Origin of the sequence: Snodgrassella sp. M0351, assembly GCF_016100575.1 — a bacterium.
Classification (GTDB): Bacteria; Pseudomonadota; Gammaproteobacteria; order Burkholderiales; family Neisseriaceae; genus Snodgrassella; species Snodgrassella alvi.
Genome location: NZ_JACFSG010000001.1, coordinates 1,197,693 through 1,216,825 on the forward strand (window position 1 = coordinate 1,197,693; position 19,133 = coordinate 1,216,825).

General features: G+C 41.7%; 15 protein-coding genes and 1 tRNA gene. 9 read left to right on the forward strand and 7 right to left on the reverse strand.

Translation table 11 applies throughout. The annotated features are described in order from the left end of the window. The first annotated feature begins 40 nt into the window (after positions 1-40). A complete protein-coding gene (locus H3V01_RS05405; RefSeq protein ID WP_025330982.1) occupies positions 41-808 on the forward strand; it encodes a TatD family hydrolase in 768 nt (255 codons plus the stop codon). Between the two features lie 207 nt (positions 809-1,015). Here the strand turns inward: H3V01_RS05405 and H3V01_RS05410 are convergent, their stop codons facing one another. Together H3V01_RS05410 and H3V01_RS05415 are read right to left on the reverse strand one after the other, a co-directional pair. Next, positions 1,016-2,995, reverse strand: a complete 1,980-nt coding sequence (locus H3V01_RS05410) for a ligand-gated channel protein (protein ID WP_198186190.1) — start codon at positions 2,993-2,995, stop codon at positions 1,016-1,018. A 303-nt stretch (positions 2,996-3,298) separates the two neighbouring features. Further along, a tRNA-Ser gene (locus tag H3V01_RS05415) sits at positions 3,299-3,391 on the reverse strand. Between the two features lie 459 nt (positions 3,392-3,850). Here H3V01_RS05415 and eno point away from each other — a divergent pair. The 3 genes from eno to H3V01_RS05430 all read left to right on the forward strand — a co-directional run bounded on the left by eno (position 3,851) and on the right by H3V01_RS05430 (position 6,154). After that, complete coding sequence (gene eno / locus H3V01_RS05420) at positions 3,851-5,134, forward strand: phosphopyruvate hydratase (RefSeq protein WP_198186191.1); 1,284 nt, start codon at positions 3,851-3,853, stop codon at positions 5,132-5,134. Between the two features lie 30 nt (positions 5,135-5,164). Next, positions 5,165-5,485, forward strand: coding sequence for a cell division protein FtsB (gene ftsB, locus H3V01_RS05425; RefSeq protein ID WP_078474718.1), 321 nt, complete (start codon positions 5,165-5,167; stop codon positions 5,483-5,485). A 291-nt stretch (positions 5,486-5,776) separates the two neighbouring features. Next, positions 5,777-6,154, forward strand: coding sequence for an STAS/SEC14 domain-containing protein (locus H3V01_RS05430; RefSeq protein WP_084564504.1), 378 nt, complete (start codon positions 5,777-5,779; stop codon positions 6,152-6,154). Positions 6,155-6,232: 78 nt separating this feature from the next. Here the strand turns inward: H3V01_RS05430 and H3V01_RS05435 are convergent, their stop codons facing one another. Beyond that, positions 6,233-6,925 (reverse strand): alpha/beta fold hydrolase, encoded by a 693-nt coding sequence (locus H3V01_RS05435; RefSeq protein ID WP_198186192.1) that lies wholly within the window; start codon positions 6,923-6,925, stop codon positions 6,233-6,235. Between the two features lie 217 nt (positions 6,926-7,142). Between H3V01_RS05435 and H3V01_RS05440 the strand changes: the two genes are divergently transcribed. Continuing rightward, entirely contained in the window at positions 7,143-7,628 is a 486-nt protein-coding gene (locus H3V01_RS05440; RefSeq protein ID WP_038648930.1) for a YbhB/YbcL family Raf kinase inhibitor-like protein, read from the forward strand. 76 nt (positions 7,629-7,704) lie between these two features. On the opposite strand, the gene rbfA is transcribed toward H3V01_RS05440, so the two are convergent. From rbfA to rimP, 4 genes are all read right to left on the reverse strand, one after another. Next, positions 7,705-8,076 carry a 30S ribosome-binding factor RbfA gene (rbfA, locus tag H3V01_RS05445; protein ID WP_025330989.1) on the reverse strand — a complete coding sequence of 124 codons (372 nt, stop codon included), beginning with the start codon at positions 8,074-8,076 and terminating at the stop codon, positions 7,705-7,707. Positions 8,077-8,156: 80 nt separating this feature from the next. Next, on the reverse strand, positions 8,157-11,081 hold the full coding sequence (infB, locus tag H3V01_RS05450) for a translation initiation factor IF-2 (protein ID WP_198186193.1): 2,925 nt from the start codon (positions 11,079-11,081) through the stop codon (positions 8,157-8,159). Positions 11,082-11,091: 10 nt separating this feature from the next. Further along, complete coding sequence (gene nusA / locus H3V01_RS05455) at positions 11,092-12,579, reverse strand: transcription termination factor NusA (protein ID WP_037392462.1); 1,488 nt, start codon at positions 12,577-12,579, stop codon at positions 11,092-11,094. Between the two features lie 47 nt (positions 12,580-12,626). Then, positions 12,627-13,109, reverse strand: a complete 483-nt coding sequence (gene rimP, locus H3V01_RS05460; RefSeq protein ID WP_084585112.1) for a ribosome maturation factor RimP — start codon at positions 13,107-13,109, stop codon at positions 12,627-12,629. A gap of 441 nt (positions 13,110-13,550) precedes the next feature. On the opposite strand from rimP, the gene H3V01_RS05465 reads away from it, so the two are divergent. The 4 genes from H3V01_RS05465 to H3V01_RS05480 all read left to right on the forward strand — a co-directional run bounded on the left by H3V01_RS05465 (position 13,551) and on the right by H3V01_RS05480 (position 18,715). After that, the gene (locus tag H3V01_RS05465) at positions 13,551-15,422 is read left to right on the forward strand and encodes a potassium transporter Kup (protein ID WP_232332596.1); all 1,872 of its coding nucleotides are present in this window, start codon (positions 13,551-13,553) and stop codon (positions 15,420-15,422) included. 31 nt (positions 15,423-15,453) lie between these two features. Then, positions 15,454-16,500 carry an N-acetyl-gamma-glutamyl-phosphate reductase gene (gene argC / locus H3V01_RS05470; protein ID WP_198186442.1) on the forward strand — a complete coding sequence of 349 codons (1,047 nt, stop codon included), beginning with the start codon at positions 15,454-15,456 and terminating at the stop codon, positions 16,498-16,500. 54 nt (positions 16,501-16,554) lie between these two features. Further along, positions 16,555-16,902: an iron-sulfur cluster insertion protein ErpA gene (gene erpA, locus H3V01_RS05475; protein ID WP_025330995.1), complete on the forward strand. Its 348-nt coding sequence runs from the start codon at positions 16,555-16,557 to the stop codon at positions 16,900-16,902. A 292-nt stretch (positions 16,903-17,194) separates the two neighbouring features. Next, positions 17,195-18,715, forward strand: coding sequence for a catalase (locus H3V01_RS05480; protein ID WP_198186194.1), 1,521 nt, complete (start codon positions 17,195-17,197; stop codon positions 18,713-18,715). Positions 18,716-19,133 lie beyond the last annotated feature (418 nt).

The following is a 19,133-nucleotide window of genomic DNA, read 5'->3' on the forward strand; positions in this document are numbered from 1 at the left end:
AGCAGATACACGAGCCCTCAAGCTCGTGTTTTTTATTCTCATGCTATTTGACAGCCACTGCCATCTCAATCACAGCCCCCTGACAGAAAATTTAACCCAAGTACTGCAACAGGCTGCTGATAAACATATTGGTCATTTTCTCGTACCCGCTACCAGCCCTGCTGACTGGCTGACAACCATCGAACTGCAAGAAGCTTATTCTTGCATATATGCGGCAATAGGCATTCATCCCTGGTATATCAACAGTCACAATGATTCTGCACTCAATCAACTCGAATCATTACTACATACACATCCAGATATTATGATGGGAGAAATTGGTCTGGATTTTGCACGAATAAATAACACAGCAGACAAAAATTTGCAGATTAACTGTTTTGAAGCCCAACTAAGAATGGCCAAATCTCTGCAGCGTCCTGTCATTATTCATAACGTCCATGCTACCGATGCTTGCATACACAGTATTAAACGTTGCCAATTTACTTTTGGCGGGATTGCTCATGCCTTTTCCGGCAGTATGGAAGAAGCACAGGCTTGGATTAAGCATGGTTTTTTTATTGGTGTTGGTTCTTTATTATTACGAACACAGGCAAAAAAAATTCGGCACATTGCCGAAAAGCTACCTTTACAACATATAGTAATCGAAACTGATGCACCTTATATGTCTCCTCTGCCGCATCAGAATAACACTCCTGATAATTTACGCCAGATTGCTGAAATCATAGCCGGCTTGCGCAATAGTCACTGGCAGGATATAGCTTCCATTACTAGCAAAAATACGTTTCAAGTTATTTCACAAAAAACTTAGTCTCAGTATTATTTATTAACTGAAAGAATCATTGGTGAAAGGCATGAATAACACTAGAATGTTTTTTGCTTAGTACTCATATACAGAAATTTAAATAACTATTCATCATTAGGAATCTGCCAGCTTTCAATAATTGAAAGCTGGCAGATTTATACTTTTTCAAAAATTAATAATAAGAAATTATTTTGAAACAGCAATAACTTCGGATTAGAAATTAACTTGTGCACTGATACTATAACGGCGCCCATCCAGAGTACGACCATAATCTTTCTGATCAACTCTTTTATCAAATATATTATAAATACCGCCACTTAAAATCAGATCTTTTTTCGGTTTAAATACCAATCCTGTATCTACAAAACCATATGATGGCTTACCAATTGCCATTGAGGTCCGTGACAGATAATCTGAAGTTCTGCTGCGGAAATTCCATCTGGCCCATGTAGATAATTTTTCCGTCGCATTCCAGTTAAGCGTGGTATTAAACATATTTTTCGGCATTTCATTTAATGGCTTACCACTAAACTGACCACTCTTCTGCTCACTATGTGTATAGGTATAATTCGCAGACCAGTCTACTTTTGGTGTAATTTTCCAGCCAAATGTTGCTTCTATACCGCGTATAACTGCTTTATCCACATTTTCGCGCTGACTGATAAAGTCAAAATACTCATTACGCCAAGAACAGGCATTCGAACCGGCCTTACCCTGACAGGTACGTACTTCCGTTATTTTGTTTTTAAACTTTGTATAATAAGTAGTTAAACCAGCAGAAAGATTACGGTTATTATCCCAGTTGAAACTGATTTCAAAATTATCTGATTTTTCCGGTTTCAGATTTGAGTTACCTATAATAATACCATTGGAATATCCACCACCAGTTACCTGCCCCCAGCCATCTGATGCTGCACGCAGTGCCGGTGCTTTATAACCACGAGAATAACCACCCTTTATTGTCCATTCTTTATTAGGCGTCCATACACCATAAAGCTTTGGAGTTATCTCAGAACCATAATTTTCATCATGATCCAGTCGTGCTGCACCAGTCAGTGCAAATGTTGGTACGATACGCCATTCATCCTGTCCGAAAACTGCCCAGGAATCACGCTCCAGATGAGTTAACCGCCGCCCATTAATAACAAGCTGGTTACCCGTATCATTCAGCTCTTCCCGCTGCCATCTGCCGCCGATGCTCAAAGTATGCTTATTCAGGCGAAACTGAGTCTGGGTATTAAAAATAGTATTTTTTTCATGCATATCACGTGACGGATTATCATTTTCCTCACGCTGAACATATGTCTGTGTATCAATTTTATCGTAGTAACCCCGATGAGTAATACTATACTGATTGCGATCATACAGCGTGTAATCGTCTGTAGGTTTTACACCCCTGCGCGGTGCTGTATCAATTGTTTTACCTACTTTACCATTGCGATTCTGTAAACTTCGGTTTAATTCAAAATCAATTGTATTTTTATCATCCGGTGTCCAGGACAGAACCAGATCACCGTTGCGCATACGCTGTTCTTTATAGCCGCCGATAAATTTATCTTCATCGCGGTGAGAATATCCTGCATTAACACGGATACCTAATTTGTCCTGAATTAACGGACCGGAAAGATAAACGCTGCTTTGCAGAGTATTACCGCTATTACTATGCTGTTGTATAGTAGCATCTGCCTTAATTGAACCAGTCCAGTCAGCAGCTGTTTTTTTGGTAATGATATTAATCACCCCACCCATTGCATCTGATCCATATAAAGCTGAAGCAGGACCACGAATCACCTCAATCCGCTGAATCGCTGAAATTGGTGGCATCCAGCCCTGCTCAATTCCCGGACCATCAGAATTAGGACGAACCCCGCGCGAATTTACCCTTTTGCCATCTATCAGCAACATAGTATAAGCACCCGACATCCCACGGATACTGATATCTTTCGTACTGCCGCCACCGGTTACTACCACTCCTGGCACATCCAGCAAAGCATCAGTGACATCGTGATATTCCTTAGTTTCGAGTTCTTTGGCATTAATCACAGTTATTGATGCTGCTGCATTTTTTGCCTGTTGTTTAAATCCTGAAGCTGTTACCACTACATCATCCAGTTCTGCTTCTGCAGCATATAACGGAGATATTAAAGTTGAGAGTAATGCCAGTGAAAACGAATGATGAACCAGTTTACGCATAATGAAGACGGACCTCTGACGAATTTATTTTAATAAAATTTAAATAAATTATTTAGTTAAATTCATTTAAATGATAATAGTAATCATTATATAATTTAACATAAATATACCTAAAAAGCATCAGATTTATTGACAAAATATAAAAAAGAATACCATTTGAGTTGGGGTAGGTATTATGTCATGGCAAGTAATGACATAACTAAATGATTTTAAAATAAGATTTACCAATAGCGATACATACTCTCATTTTAAAACCAGTAAATAAAAAATCCCTGAAATTTAATTCAGGGATTTTTTGTAATATGGCGGAGAGTAAGGGATTCGAACCCTTGATACAGGTTTTGCCCGTATACTCCCTTAGCAGGGGAGCGCCTTCGACCACTCGGCCAACTCTCCGTAGAGAAGTTGCGAACTATACCTAATCAACTCTTAACTGTCAAACAAAAATATACAAAAAAATCTCCGAAATGATGGCCTATTTGCTAACACTATAGCAGTAAACAATATTTTCTTTACGCCTATAAACCACTGACGGATACAAACCTGAGCTTTACTAAAATTCAGGTCTCAGATAAAGCTGATATATAGCCACCATAAGTTCCTGAGAGTTTTAGCTGATTCTCCAAAGCACCTTTAACAGAAATCAATTTGTTTACTTTATATAATAAACATATGCTACCTGATTGTTCTATTTAATTTACCACTCAAAAAATCAAGTGTAAATTACCCTTTTCTCATACTCAGCCTCCGGTATAATACAAAGTTTAACCATCTAGTCAACCCGATGACTGGCAAAATTATTGTTTGTAGTCTTTATCGCATAACAATATAAAATTTAAAATTCTGGAGACTTGCATGAGTGCAATTATTGACATCTTTGCGCGTGAAATACTGGATTCACGCGGTAACCCGACAGTTGAATGTGATGTTCTGCTTGAATCTGGGGTAATGGGCAGAGCTGCCGTGCCTTCTGGCGCGTCTACCGGTGAAAAAGAAGCACTGGAACTGCGTGACGGCGATAAACAGCGGTATTTGGGCAAAGGTGTATTACAGGCTGTAGAGAATGTTAATAATGAAATTGCACAGGCACTTATCGGCATTGATGCCAGTGAACAAAGCTATATCGATCAGATTATGATTGATATGGACGGTACTGATAATAAAGGTCGCCTTGGAGCCAATGCTACGCTGGCAGTTTCATTGGCAGTTGCCCGTGCTGCAGCAGAAGATGCCGGTTTGCCACTATATCGTTATATAGGCGGTGCCGGGCCAATGTCCATGCCTGTTCCCATGATGAATGTTATCAATGGCGGTGCACATGCCAATAATAGCCTTGATATTCAGGAATTCATGATTATGCCGGTGGGCGCAGAATCATTTCGTCAGGCATTGCGCTGTGGCGCTGAAGTATTTCACCATCTGAAAAAATTATGTAATGATAAAGGTATGTCTACCAGTGTTGGTGATGAAGGCGGTTTTGCGCCAGATTTAGCAAGCCATGAAGAAGCCATTCAGCTGATTCTGTCTGCTGTAGAGGCAGCAGGCTATATTCCTGGTAAAGATATCGTACTGGCTCTGGATTGCGCTTCCAGTGAATTTTACAAAAACGGGAATTATGAATTAACTGCAGAAAATCTGAGCCTGACCAGTGCCGAGTTTGCTGACTATCTGACTGACCTTGTTAACAAATACCCTATTGTGTCTATTGAAGACGGCATGAGCGAACATGACTGGGAAGGCTGGAAACTTCTGACAGAACGTCTGGGTAAAAAAGTACAGCTGGTTGGTGATGATCTGTTTGTCACCAATCCGGCTATTTTAAGCGAAGGTATAGCCCAGGGTCTGGCTAACTCACTTCTGGTTAAGGTCAATCAGATTGGTACATTGTCCGAGACACTTAAAGCAGTAGATTTAGCCAAACGCTTTGGCTATACCAGCGTAATGAGCCATCGCTCTGGCGAAACCGAAGACAGCACCATAGCTGATCTGGCTGTAGGTACAAACTGCATGCAAATTAAAACTGGTTCACTTTCACGCTCTGATCGTATTGCCAAATATAATCAGTTGCTGCGAATTGAAGAAGAACTTGGTTCTGCAGCCTACTATCCGGGTAAAAAAGCTTTTTATCAGCTTAGCTAATTCTGATATGGAATATTATAGGCAAATAAAATGAAGTGGGTAACCTGGGTACTGTTATTTGCATTGGCCGGTTTACAATACGACTTGTGGATGGGGCATGGCGGCTGGCACGATATGTGGAATCTTGAGAACAACGTCATAAATCAAAATGCTAGTAATGAAACCCTGATACAGCGTAATCGTGCTCTTACCGCCGAAATTAAAGATCTTGCTGATGGAAAAGATGCGATAAATGAAATGGCCCGGGATAAACTGGGTTATATACAGGATGGCGAAGTTTTCTATCGTTTTGTACCTTCAGGCACACTTGTAACTACTACAAGTAATCAGAATAATATTCCTCAAAGATAAAAAAACACTTTGGCATTACCAAACCAGCAGTTTTTAGTACTAAAAACTGCTGGTTTTATTTTATAGCAATAAAATGCAATATATTCTATTTCCAACAGATGATTTAATTTGACAAACAAAATCCATCAACCTATAGCTTGGTTGTATCAAAACCACAGCTTTTAAAATTTTCTAATCAATATCAGAATAGACTTAAAAGAATCATAGCCAATGTATTAATCAATTAGTATGATATTTTAAAATCTGCTGAATCAGCTAAGATAAATTGTTCAGGGCATTAAAGGCAAATATATGATTTCTATCCATCAGAAAAGTTACGGTTTAGACGTTGTACTATACAATGAATTTACACTGGAAGACTTTCATCAGCTGGAAGAAGCTTTGTTAAAAGCCATTGAACACATCCATTTACCTAATTTGTTACTTGATCTAAGTCAGATGAAAGATTTCACTATAGATATGGCTTTAGAACATCTCAGATTTCTGCGTCAGCATGCTCATGATTTTGGTCGCACTGCTATTGTCGTTGACGATATTTGGATTCGTATAGGTATACGTCTTGCTAATTTACTAACTTTGCAACGACCTAGATATTTTAGTGATACAGCTACAGCACAAAAATGGCTGGAACAGAATACACAGAATTCAAATGTCATCCGCAATAATTAACCGCTTGATTTATCAGTAAGCATGCTTAATATATTTACCTGATAAAACCAGGAATTTTTTTAATTAAATTTAATTACATCAAAGCTGATTGAGCCAGCAGGATATCGTTTCAGCCAATATTTCCGGTTGCTCCAGTGGCAACATATGCCCGCTATTTTCGATTATTTTCAGACTAGCCTGTGGTATAAATTCCTGCAACTCCTTAGCTTCATCGATAGAGCGCATCTGATCCTGCTCAGCAGCAATAATCAAAGTCGGGCAGGAAATTTTCTGACCTGTCGGAGTTTTACGGTTTAGCAAAGATTGTCTGCTTAACACATCAAAACCCAAACGTTCACTCATCTGCCGGATTCTGCTAATCATCTCTTGATTATTTTGATTATCAGGTCGCAACGTCTGAATTATAGCTTTATGCCCCAAACCACGAAAATTTAGATGCTGCTGAATTTTTAAAGTATTTTGTTTTGCTGCATATTGCTGTGGTGTATCCTCACGCAATGAAGTAGCAATTAAGACAAGGGCAGCAACCCGCTGCGGATACTGAGCGGCCAGTGTTCTTGCAACATAGCCGCCAAGCGAAAAACCAATGAGCACAAAACGTTCAGGAGCAGAAACAGCAATATTTTCTGCCATAGCAGCAATACTGTCTCCGTTTGCCAGTGATGCACATAATACCGGCTGGGATTCAGCCAAATTAGCTTTCATATCATCCCATAATGTTTCATCCAGCATAAAACCAGGAATGCATACCCAAGGTAATATTTCTTTCATCTTGATAGTCTCAATAGAGCAAACCACTGGCCTGATATTCTATAACAGTTTATCAATCAGCCAAATTAATGTTTGCAATTATTTTGCTACCAATCTAAAACCCTTTTAACTAATTTCATTATTATTTATTATTCTTACATTGCGTTGACTTAATTAACCTTATCCAGCAAAATTAAATCACCACATATCTTATCTTCTAATGACATTGAGAAATATAATGCCAAATACATTTACTTTAACCAGTCCTGAATTCAAAAACGGCGACACTGTCGATTCCTCTTATCAAAGTGATCGTGATAACCAGTCTCCTGCCTTAATTTGGGAAAATGCGCCAGCCGAAACCAAAAGTTTTGCAATTCAATGCCATGATCCCGATGCCCCTACAGGAGGTGCAGGTTGGTGGCACTGGATGGCGATTAATCTGCCAAAAGACTTAACTGAACTGAAAAGAAATGCTGGTGCAAAAGGTGGGCAGAATTTACCTGCCGGAACACGTCAGCTACGTAACGATAGCGGAACTTTAGGTTATTCGGGTTTTTATCCGCCAGAAGGTCATCCGCCCCATCGTTATATTTTTACTGTTTATGCTCTGAATACTGATAAAATTGATTTACCCGAGGATGCAACTACTAGTTATACGGGTTTTGTAGTGAATAGTCATGCCATTGCCAAAGCCTCAGTAATGGTTCACTATGGCCGCTAAATTCATAATATAAATCAGGTTAAATAATATAAAAAGAGGTTGTCCAATCTTGGACAACCTCTTTTTTAAGCTTCATTTAATCTTCAACCGGTTTTTCTTTAGAAACTTTATCAATCAAATGCGAAATACTCATACCTCGTTCAAGCGAGTCATCATAAATGAACGTCAGCTCAGGTGTACGGAATAAAGTTATTCGACGAGCCAGTTCGCTACGCAAATAACCCTTAGCATGTTCCAGTGCTTCTTCGGTTACAGCACGGGTACTGTCATCCAGCACAGTGTAATAAATAGTAGCATGACTATAATCGCGGGTTACTTCTACTTCATTAATCGTAATAAAACCGGCACGCGGATCTTTGAGACCAACACGTACAAGTTCGGCCAGTTCACGCATAATCTGCTCTTTAACACGATCCTGACGAGCATAACCACGCTGAGGTTTACGCATAATCATTCCTTTCTGTGATCAGGCCAGTAAATTCAGGCAGCCGGAAACTTCTCTGGCTGCCTGTTATACCCTAAATCATTTTAAAGCTTACGGGCAACTTCAACTACCTCAAAGACTTCCAGCTGATCACCTTCCATAATTTCATTGAAGTTTTTCAGCATCAGACCGCATTCGAAGCCTTGACGTACTTCCTTAACATCATCTTTAAAGCGTTTTAATGAAGCCAGTTCACCTGTATGTACAACCACATTATTACGGATTAACCGAACATGAGAATCACGCTTGATTAAACCATCGGTTACCATACAGCCGGCGATATTACCCACTTTTGATACGTTAATAACCTGACGAATTTCTACTGTACCAATCACATTTTCTTTTTGTTCTGGTGCCAGCATACCGCTTAAAGCTGCCTTCACATCATCAATAGCATCATAAATGATATTGTAATACCGGATCTCAATACCTTCATGTTCAGCCAGTTTACGTGCAGTGGCATCAGCACGTACATTAAAGCCGATGATTACTGCGCCCGAGGCGATAGCCAGATTCACATCAGATTCTGTCACACCACCTACACCACTATGCAATACATCAACCCGTACTTCATTAGTAGACAGTTTACGCAAACTTCCTGCTAAGGCCTCATAAGAACCCTGAACATCTGCTTTAATAATAATCGGCAAGCTTTGCGCCTGATTTTCACCCATGTTGTTAAACATGTTTTCCAGTTTCGCGGCCTGCTGTTTAGCCAGTCGTACATCACGATATTTACCCTGACGGAACAGAGCAATTTCACGTGCTTTTTTCTCATCAGCCAGTACAATAAAATCTTCACCGGCATTAGGTACATCTGACAACCCTAGAATTTCTACCGGAATAGACGGACCAGCATCAGTAATGGTTTTGCCGTTCTCATCTACCATGGCACGTACACGACCAAAAGTTGTACCGGCAAGCACAACATCACCTTTACGCAACGTACCGCTTTGTACCAGTAAGGTTGCTACCGCACCACGCCCTTTATCCAGACGTGACTCGACAACAATACCTTTAGCAGCAGAATCTACAGGTGCTTTCAGCTCCAGAACATCTGCTTCCAGCAATACTGCTTCCAGCAATGCATCAATATTGGTGCCCTGTTTGGCTGAAACATCAATAAACTGTACATCACCACCCCATGAATCAGGGATGACTTCATGTGCTGTCAGTTCCTGACGAATACGTTCAGGATTGGCGCCTTCTTTATCAATCTTATTTACAGCCACCACTAAAGGTACTTTTGCAGCTTTAGCATGTGCAATGGCTTCAATAGTCTGAGGCATTACTCCATCATCAGCGGCAACCACCAGAATCACAATATCGGTAGCCTGTGCACCGCGGGCACGCATAGCAGTAAATGCTTCATGTCCCGGAGTATCCAGGAAGGTAATTACACCGCGCGGTGTTTCCACATGATAGGCACCAATATGCTGTGTAATACCACCTGCTTCACCCTGCACAACACGGGCACGGCGAATATAGTCCAGTAAGGATGTTTTACCATGGTCTACATGCCCCATCACAGTAACCACCGGAGGACGGGGTAATTCTTCAGCTTCAGTAACGGTAGTATCTTCATCCAGAAAGGCTTCAGGATCATCAGCTGCAGCAGCCTTACCGATATGCCCCATTTCTTCTACTACAATCAGGGCGGTTTCCTGATCCAGTGACTGGTTGATGGTCACCATCATACCCATCTTCATCAGGGTTTTAATCACTTCTGCAGCCTTAACAGCCATTTTATGCGCAAGCTCAGCAGCCGTGATGGTTTCCGGCACCAGCACTTCATGTACTACAGGTTCAGTAGGTGCCTGGAAGGCATGCTGATTTGGTTCAAGTTTAAGCTGTTTCTTACCACCTTTTTTGCTGCCTCGTCTGCTGCTGCGTCCCTCTTCAGAGTTAGCCGCATCTACCGAACGCCGGTTTTTACCACCGCGTGCTGATTTACCTTTTGGCATATCGTCTTCACGCTGATGACGCTGTTCATCCTTTTTACGCCGGCCTGCTGATTCAGAGACATTTTCTGCTGCTTTCGGTGCATTACTGCTCACCGGCTTTTTCTCAGTTGGCTTAGCCGAACGCACTTCAGCAGTTTTCTGCTCACTAACTGCTTTACTTTCTTCCTTAGCCTGCTGTTTAGCTGCTTCGCGCCGTGCCTGACGTTCTTGTTTCTGTTTCAGTAACATTTCACGATGGGCTCGCATGGCTTCAGCACGTCTGGCTTCTTCATCACGCTGAGCCTGCTCTTCAGGACTGATAATCGGCTTAGCTGCTTCAGCCTTAAGTGCAGCCAAATCAATTTTTTTCGCATTCCGGTTACGGTTGTTGCGCTTGGATTTAGGCTGCTCAGTTTTGTCTGCTGCTGGCTTTTTATCAGCAGGTACTTCTGCAGGTTGAGCTGCTGCGTTCTGTTGCTGTTTCACTTCCTGTTTTACCACTTCTGTCTGCACAGACTCCACTTTAGGTTTCTGTTCGGTTTTACTAGCCGCTGCTGCTGCTTTCAGACGCGCTGCTTCTGCAGCTGCTGCCGCAGCAGACTCTTCTCTGCGTCGCGCTTCAGCCTGCTCTTCAGCAGCTTTTCTTGCCAGTTCTTCAGCCTCAGTATCTACTACTGTTTTCACCGGTTCGGATTCAGGCTGCGGAAGATTCTGTTTTTCTTCTGCCTGTCTGGCTTCCTGTTCTTCCGGCGGTACAGCAATACGCCGCCGCCGGCGGGTTTCAACTTCAACACCACCAACAGTACTTTTTTCAGCTGGTTTTTTACGATTCAGTGTGATGGTACCGGCAGACTGACTACCATTAGACTGCTTTAAATAAACCAGCAACTGTTTTTTATCTGCAGCTGTCAATTTATCCGACGCCGCCTGTTTGTGTACTCCTGCTTCGGCTAACTGTTCCAGCAACCTTGAGGTTGATAAGTGCAGTTCCGAGGCAAATTGTTCTACAGTTATTTGATTACTCATTCGCGTACCCTCATACTTCGTCAAACCAGTGGGCGCGTGCTGCCATCACCACTTTCTTGGCGGTTTCCTCATCAATGCCTGTAATTTCAATCAGTTCATCTACTGACAATTCAGCCAGATCATCACGGGTTTTAATTCCTTCATTGGCTAGATCATGCAGCATTTCCTGATCAACACCTTCCAGATTTTTCAAATCTTCGTCCATGTGCTCTAACTGCTCTTCAGAGGCAATGGCCAGGGTTAAAATGGCATCACGGGCACGATTACGCAATTCTTCTACCGTACTTTCATCAAAACCCTCAATTTCCAGCATTTCCTGAACAGGAACATAAGCCACTTCTTCCAGACTGGTAAAGCCTTCCTGAACCAGTACCTCAGCTACGTTTTCATCAACACCCAGGTTATTGATAAACAGCTCACGTACGGCTTTATCTTCAGCTTCGTGGCGTTCCTGAGCCTCATCCACAGTCATGATGTTCAGCTGCCAGCCTGTTAGTTCGGCTGCCAGACGTACATTCTGTCCACCACGTCCGATTGCCAGGGCCAGCTGATCTTCTGCCACAATCACATCAACAGAATGATGATCTTCATCTATCAGAATACGGGTTACTTCGGCCGGACTCAGCGCATTAATCACAAACTGTGCAGTTTCAGGCGACCACAGCACTACATCAATACGCTCACCTGCTAACTCTTCCGTTACTGCATTGACACGCGAACCGCGTACACCAATACAGGTACCCTGCGGATCAATACGTGCATCATTGGATTTCACCGCAATTTTGGCACGTAAACCCGGATCACGTGTTACTTCCTTGATTTCCAGCAGACCGTCTTCAATTTCCGGCACTTCCATTTCAAACAGTTTTAACAGGAATTCTCGCGAAGTACGTGTCAGAATAACCTGACTGCGGTTACCAATCTGGTCTACCCGTAAAAACAAAGCTCGTACTCTGTCACCATTACGGAAGTTTTCACGCGGAATCATCTGATCTCGCGGCAACAGTGCTTCCAGACGGCCAATTTCCACGATTGCACCGTGTCGTTCCACACGTTTAATCGTACCCAGAACCAGGCTATCTTTACGCTGTAAAAATTCATTTAAAATCTGTTCACGCTCTGCATCGCGAATGCGCTGCAAAATAACCTGTTTGGCTGTCTGTGCGCCAATCCGGCCAAATTCTACATTTTCGATTGGTTCTTCGTAATACTCACCAATCTGCAGCGTAGTTCCCGGAATTTCTTCCTGAATCTCTTCAATGGTTTTTTGAATATCGGGATAGGTATAATCCTCATCAGCCACAATCAGCCAGCGGCGAAAACTGCTGTAATCGCCGGTATTGCGGTTAATCACCACCCGCACATCCATATTTTCACGCTCAGTTTTTTTCTTTGCCGCACTGGCCAGAGCAAATTCCAGCGCGCTGAATACTACTTCTGTATCTACATTTTTTTCACTCGCCAAAGCTTCGGCCAGTAGTAAAATTTCACGACTCATTTAATTCTCCTTGTAAGCCTTTGCTTACAAAAATATGAAATTTCAATTTAAAAATCAAATTCTGGTTTTAAACGTGCTTTATCAATATTCTGCCATTCTATTAAAACTGTCTTACCGGCTGCCACAGCAGCACGTTTGGCCCGACGCGCTTCATTAATTTCTTCCAGCGTAATACTGATTAAATCGTTTTCATCAATACCATTAATCCGGCCAATAAAATTCTTTTGCCCGTCTATAGGCAAACGTGTCTTAATCTTGGCCAGTTGCCCGGTAAAACGCGTAAAATCTGCCGGTTTGGTTAAAGGACGGTCTAAGCCCGGGCTGGAAATTTCCAGACGCTGATAATCCACATCCTCTACAGCCAATACCCGGCTTAAATGATTACTGACCGCAACACAATCATCCAGGGAAATACCGCCTTCTGCCTTATCAATAAAGACGCGTAAATCCCCCTGAGCAGTCAGCTCATAATTAACCAGCTCATAGCCCAGACCCGGCAAAGTTTTTTCTAAAATGCCCTGAATATCCATCTGTGCTCCATAAAAACAAAAAAATGGCCTTAGGGCCATTTCTCAATAATTCGAAAAATTTCTTTATTTTAACTCATTGTTGAAAAAAAAGAAACCACCTGCCATTATTCAAATTTAAAATTAATACCGATTAGCACAAACATATCAATTAATTGCGTCATCGGCACTGTATAATCACTGTCTGAAATCAGTCATAATAATTAACATTATGTAAATTTTTCATAACAAATTATGAAATAATGTCAACAATTTACCGTTTCGTTCAGATATACTGATAAATGATGCATCTGTATCATATCCAAAAGCACAAAATTAATATGAATTAATTATAAGTTGCTATGACTATTGAATAAAAAACTAAAGAAACTCACACTTAAGGGATTGGCTAAAGTTGACGTTAAGACTAAACTGCACTCCCTTATAATCACTAGAGGTAAATAAATGCGTAAACAGTTTTCTGCCAATACCGCAATGACACTGGCTGCATTGGGTATTGTTTACGGTGACATTGGAACCAGTCCTCTGTATGCCTTAAAAGAAAGCTTCCGCGCTTCTACAATCGCTCCCACAGAAACTAATGTACTGGGCTTTGTTTCTTTGATTGTATGGTCATTACTCCTGATCGTTACTCTGAAATATGTTCTGTTTATTCTGCGAGCCGATAATAATGGTGAAGGCGGCGTTGTTGTACTGATGCAGCAGGCAATGCAGCATCTTAAGGGTAAACCTGTATGGATTGTGATGATGATGGGGCTTACCGGCACCGCCCTTTTTTACGGTGATGCCATGATTACGCCGGCCGTATCGGTTTTATCCGCTGCAGAAGGGTTAACGGTAATCAGTGAAAACTTCCGCCCTTATGTTATGCCTATAGCATTGATTATCCTGTTCGGACTTTTTTTCATTCAAAAAAAAGGTACACACAAAATCGGTACACTGTTTGGTCCGGTTATGCTGATATGGTTTAGTGCTATTGCACTGATAGGTCTGTATCAGATAGTTCAGGCTCCGAAAATTATTCTTGCTTTCAGCCCTTTCTATGCAATTAATTTTGCCATTAATCATGGCTGGGACGGTTTTATCGGGCTGGGCTGCGTTGTACTGGCTGTAACCGGTGCAGAAGCCCTCTATGCCGATATGGGACATTTTGGTCGTAAACCAATCCAGACAGCATGGATAAAAATTGTTTTACCTAGTCTGATTATCAATTATCTGGGTCAGGGTGCCCTGATTCTGCATAATCCGAATGCAATTAATAACCCGTTTTTTCTCAGCGCACCGCACTGGCTATTGATTCCATTAATTATTCTGGCTACTTTTGCAACTATTATTGCCAGTCAGGCCGTTATTGCCGGAGCTTACTCGCTTACCCGTCAGGCAATACAGCTTGGCTTTGCCCCACGCATGAATATTATCCATACCAATAATGAAGAAGTTGGTCAGATTTACCTGCCGCTGGTTAACTGGCTGTTACTGGTAGCAGTCACATTAGTAGTACTGGCTTTTCACGATTCAGAACATCTGGCTTCAGCTTACGGTATTGCGGTTACGGGTACTATGGTTATTACTTCATGTCTGTTCTGCGTAGTAATGATTAAAAACTGGCGCTGGCCAATCCCGCTTGCCTTACTGCTTACTTCGGTTTTTCTGTGTTTTGATCTGGTTTTCTTCAGCAGTAACCTGCTAAAACTAATTCATGGCGGCTGGTTCCCGGTAATGGTAGCCCTGATTGTGGTTACATTATTCTCAACATGGCGTCGCGGACAGGCACAATTGCTACAGGCACAGCAAAATCAGGAATTTTCATTGGATAATTTTGTTGAAAACCTGCACGACTACCCGCCTCAGATTGTTTCCGGCAATGCAGTATTCATGGTTTCCGACCCGTTCAGCATTCCACGAGCACTCCTGCATAATCTGAAACACAATAAAGTACTGCATAGCTATAATGTATTGCTCAGCGTCAAAACCAAAGAAATACCCTATGTAGCCGATAATGACCGTATTGCCATGAAACAGATTGGTCCCCGCTTTACCAGAGTCATCGCCAATTATGGTTTTCAGGAAACAGCCAATATCACCCATATTCTGAAATTGATGGCTGATCAAGGGATTAAACTTGATACCATGGATACCTCTTTTTTTCTGTCACACGACAGCATTGTTGTTGCCGCCAAAACCAAACATAGCAATATGGGGCGGTTACGTGCACGCCTTTTCAAATGGTTATATAAAAACAGTGCTTCAGCCGGTAATTACTATCATATACCGGCTAACCGCGTCGTCGAACTCGGCGCTCAGGTCGTGATTTAACTACACAGCAATTGCAAAAAATTCATGAGAGATCCATATGAGCATTAAAATCGGCATAGTCGGAGCCACAGGTTATACTGGTGTAGAACTATTACGTTTACTGGCACAGCATCCGGAAGCTGAAATCATCACCGTTACCAGCCGCAGCACTGCCGGAACAACGCTAAGCGATTATTTTCCCAGTTTGCGCGGCATCTATGATCATTTGATTTTCCAACATCCCGATCAGGCCGACTTAAGTAAATGTGACTTAGTATTTTTTGCAACACCTAACGGTGTAGCCATGCATGAGGCTCCAATATTACTGACACAGGAAGTTAAAGTAATCGACCTGTCTGCAGATTACCGTATCAAAGATGTAGCAGTCTGGCAAAAATGGTATCCGTTTACTCATGCCAGCCCCGAATGGATCGCAAAAGCTGTTTATGGTTTGGCGGAACTGAACCGTACTGCCATTACTCAGGCGCAGCTGGTAGCCAATCCGGGCTGCTATCCGACTTGTGTCAGCCTTCCTTTGTTACCTTTGTTGCAGCAACAATGTCTGATTCATGACATGCCGCTTATTGCCGATTGTAAATCAGGATTATCTGGTGCCGGTCGCAAAGCAAATACCGGTAACCTGTTTGCAGAATGCAGCGATAATTTCAAAGCTTATGGTATCAGCGGACACAGACATTTACCGGAAATCAGGCAAACACTGAATCTTTTACAACCAGATTCAGGTAACAGTCTGGTGTTTGTACCTCATCTGACGCCCTTGATTCGCGGCATGCATGCCACCATATATATTCAGGTAAAAGAAGGTTGCAACCCATATCAGTTGATTGCCGATTATTATCAATCCAGCCCGTTTGTTGATGTCATGCCTGCTGGCAGCACGCCTGAAACCCGCTCAGTCCGCGGAGCAAATCTCTGTCGCATCAGTATACAACCTGCGCCGCAGAATAATACCTGGATTATTCTTTCTGTAATTGATAATCTGGTAAAAGGTGCAGCCGGACAAGCTGTACAGAATATGAATATCATGTTCGGGTTTGATGAAAAAAGCGGATTAAATCTTATTCCCCTCTTGCCATAACCGGTCAGCAGGATAGACAATCAAGTATGCACATATTATTAAAAGGACTACACCATGTCAGAAACCGATATTGAAACACCGATTATCTTTACTGAAAGCTGTTGTACCAAAGTAAAAGATTTAATTGCAGAAGAAAACAATCCGGACCTGAAACTGCGCGTATTCGTAACAGGTGGGGGATGCTCAGGTTTCCAGTACGGTTTTACTTTTGATGAAATCGTTAATGATGATGATTTTGAAATCCAGAAAGATGGCTTAACATTTCTGATTGATCCAATGAGTTATCAGTATCTGGTTGGTGCAGAAATCGATTATTCTGAAAGTCTGCACGGTTCACAATTTGTTATCCGCAACCCTAACGCAACTACCACCTGTGGCTGTGGCTCGTCTTTCTCTGTTTAAGTGAATCGACTATATAGCAAGATTTCTTTACTCAAACAACTGAATTAATTTTCTAAACCAGCCAAAGCAGGCTGGTTTATTTATGAGCAACAACCAGCAATAACCAAAAATTGTTCACTTTAAAACCCAATACAGTAAAAATTTCACACAATATTAAAAATAATTTCCATTTACAATAAAACATAAAATAACAAAATATTAACATCATATTTTATTCAAAAGCCTATAATCATCTGGGTAGCCGAAAGCAGTAAAGGCCTTTTTTAATAACAAATTAACAAGGAGCTTTACCATGAACCATGATTTAAAAAAATGCCCGGTAACCCATCTCACAACAGATCAGGGGGCGCCTGTCTCTGATAATCAGAATAGTCTTACAGCCGGACCACGCGGTCCTTTACTGGCTCAAGATTTATGGCTGAACGAAAGACTGGCCAATTTTGTCCGTGAAGTTATCCCTGAACGCCGGATGCATGCTAAAGGCTCAGGTGCATTTGGTACTTTCACAGTTACCCACGATATAACCCAATATACATGTGCCAAACTATTCAGCCAGATTGGCAAAAAAACCGAAATGTTTGTACGCTTTTCCGAAGTAGCAGCTGAACGCGGTGGTGGCGATGCTGAGCGCGATATCCGTGGCTTTGCCATGCGCTTTTATACCGAGCAGGGCAATTGGGATCTGGTAGGCAATAATACACCTGTTTTTTTTCTGCGTGATCCGCGTAAATTTCCAGACCTTAATAAAGCCGTCAAACGCGACCCCCGTACCAATCTGCGCAGCCCTACTTATAACTGGGACTACTGGACTTTACTGCCGGAATCATTTCATCAGGTAACCATTACCATGTCCGACAGAGGCATACCAGCCAGTTACCGGCATATGCATGGTTTCGGTTCACATACATTTAGTTTCATTAACGCTAAAAAAGAACGCTTCTGGGTTAAATTTCACTTCCGCACTCAACAGGGAATTAAAAACCTTACCGATGAAGAGGCCGCCACTATCATGGGACAAGATCGCGACAGCCATCAGCGCGATCTTTACAATGCTATCGAATCCGGTAATTTTCCTAAATGGACAATGTATATCCAAATCATGCCGGAAACCGATGCAGAAAAAGTACCCTATCATCCGTTTGATTTATCTAAAGTATGGCCGCATGGCGATTATCCGCTTATCGAGGTGGGCGAATTCGAACTAAACCGCAACCCGGATAACTATTATCTTGACGTTGAACAGGCTGCTTTCGCTCCTAGTAATCTGGTGCCGGGAATCAGCGTTTCTCCTGACAAAGTATTACAAGCACGCCTGTATAATTACGCAGACGCTGCCCGCTACCGTGTAGGGGTCAATCATCATCAGATACCCGTTAATAAAGCACGCTGTCCCGTTTTCAGTAACCATCGTGATGGTACAACCCGGGTAGATGACAATTATGGAAGTCTGCCCCATTACGAGCCTAACAGCTTTCATCAATGGCAGGAACAGCCTGAATTTCGTGAACCTCCGCTTAAAATACATGGTGATGCTGATTTCTGGAATTTCCACGAAGACGATAATGACTATTTCAGCCAGCCCCGCGCCTTATTTAACTTAATGAATGATAACCAGAAGCAGGTACTGTTTGAAAACACAGCACGAGCTATGGGTGATGCACCTGACTTTATCAAATACAGACATATTCGTAACTGCAATGCCTGCCATCCGGACTATGGTGCAGGCGTAGCCAAAGCACTGGGCATGACAGTAGAAGCAGCCATAGCAGCACGCAGCAGTGACCCAGCACAAGGGTGCGCTGTTTTGATTTAAACTTTATCATTAATTGATAAAAATCCTTAAACAATAACGTTTAAGGATTTTTATATAGAAATATATTTCCGTTAGATAATTTATTAAAGCTAAAATCTTTATTAATCCGGATTCATAAACAACTAAAACATTACAATAATTTAATCAGAAAAATGTTCTATATAAAGGGAATGAAAAACTATAAATTAAACTACAACATAAAAATGTATCAAAATATTTTAATATTTAAAATTCATAATATTAATTACCTGAATTTCTTTAATGACTATTCATCGATCATCGACTTATTTTAAACCTTCAAATTCTGCATTAAATTAACATTTATCTTTATTCTAAATTTTCCACAGATAATTTCATGCACAATAAAAATACCCGTAATCAGCAATTACGGGTATTTTTATTACCTGGGCTTAATTAA

Bases quoted from the DNA above. Each gene is read 5' to 3' on its own strand.
- H3V01_RS05405 (WP_025330982.1), top strand. From the start codon at position 41: ATGCTATTTGACAGCCACTGCCATCTCAATCACAGCCCCCTGACAGAA.
- H3V01_RS05410 (WP_198186190.1), bottom strand. From the start codon at position 2,995: ATGCGTAAACTGGTTCATCATTCGTTTTCACTGGCATTACTCTCAACT.
- eno (WP_198186191.1), top strand. From the start codon at position 3,851: ATGAGTGCAATTATTGACATCTTTGCGCGTGAAATACTGGATTCACGC.
- ftsB (WP_078474718.1), top strand. From the start codon at position 5,165: ATGAAGTGGGTAACCTGGGTACTGTTATTTGCATTGGCCGGTTTACAA.
- H3V01_RS05430 (WP_084564504.1), top strand. From the start codon at position 5,777: ATGATTTCTATCCATCAGAAAAGTTACGGTTTAGACGTTGTACTATAC.
- H3V01_RS05435 (WP_198186192.1), bottom strand. From the start codon at position 6,925: ATGAAAGAAATATTACCTTGGGTATGCATTCCTGGTTTTATGCTGGAT.
- H3V01_RS05440 (WP_038648930.1), top strand. From the start codon at position 7,143: ATGCCAAATACATTTACTTTAACCAGTCCTGAATTCAAAAACGGCGAC.
- rbfA (WP_025330989.1), bottom strand. From the start codon at position 8,076: ATGCGTAAACCTCAGCGTGGTTATGCTCGTCAGGATCGTGTTAAAGAG.
- infB (WP_198186193.1), bottom strand. From the start codon at position 11,081: ATGAGTAATCAAATAACTGTAGAACAATTTGCCTCGGAACTGCACTTA.
- nusA (WP_037392462.1), bottom strand. From the start codon at position 12,579: ATGAGTCGTGAAATTTTACTACTGGCCGAAGCTTTGGCGAGTGAAAAA.
- rimP (WP_084585112.1), bottom strand. From the start codon at position 13,109: ATGGATATTCAGGGCATTTTAGAAAAAACTTTGCCGGGTCTGGGCTAT.
- H3V01_RS05465 (WP_232332596.1), top strand. From the start codon at position 13,551: ATGCGTAAACAGTTTTCTGCCAATACCGCAATGACACTGGCTGCATTG.
- erpA (WP_025330995.1), top strand. From the start codon at position 16,555: ATGTCAGAAACCGATATTGAAACACCGATTATCTTTACTGAAAGCTGT.
- H3V01_RS05480 (WP_198186194.1), top strand. From the start codon at position 17,195: ATGAACCATGATTTAAAAAAATGCCCGGTAACCCATCTCACAACAGAT.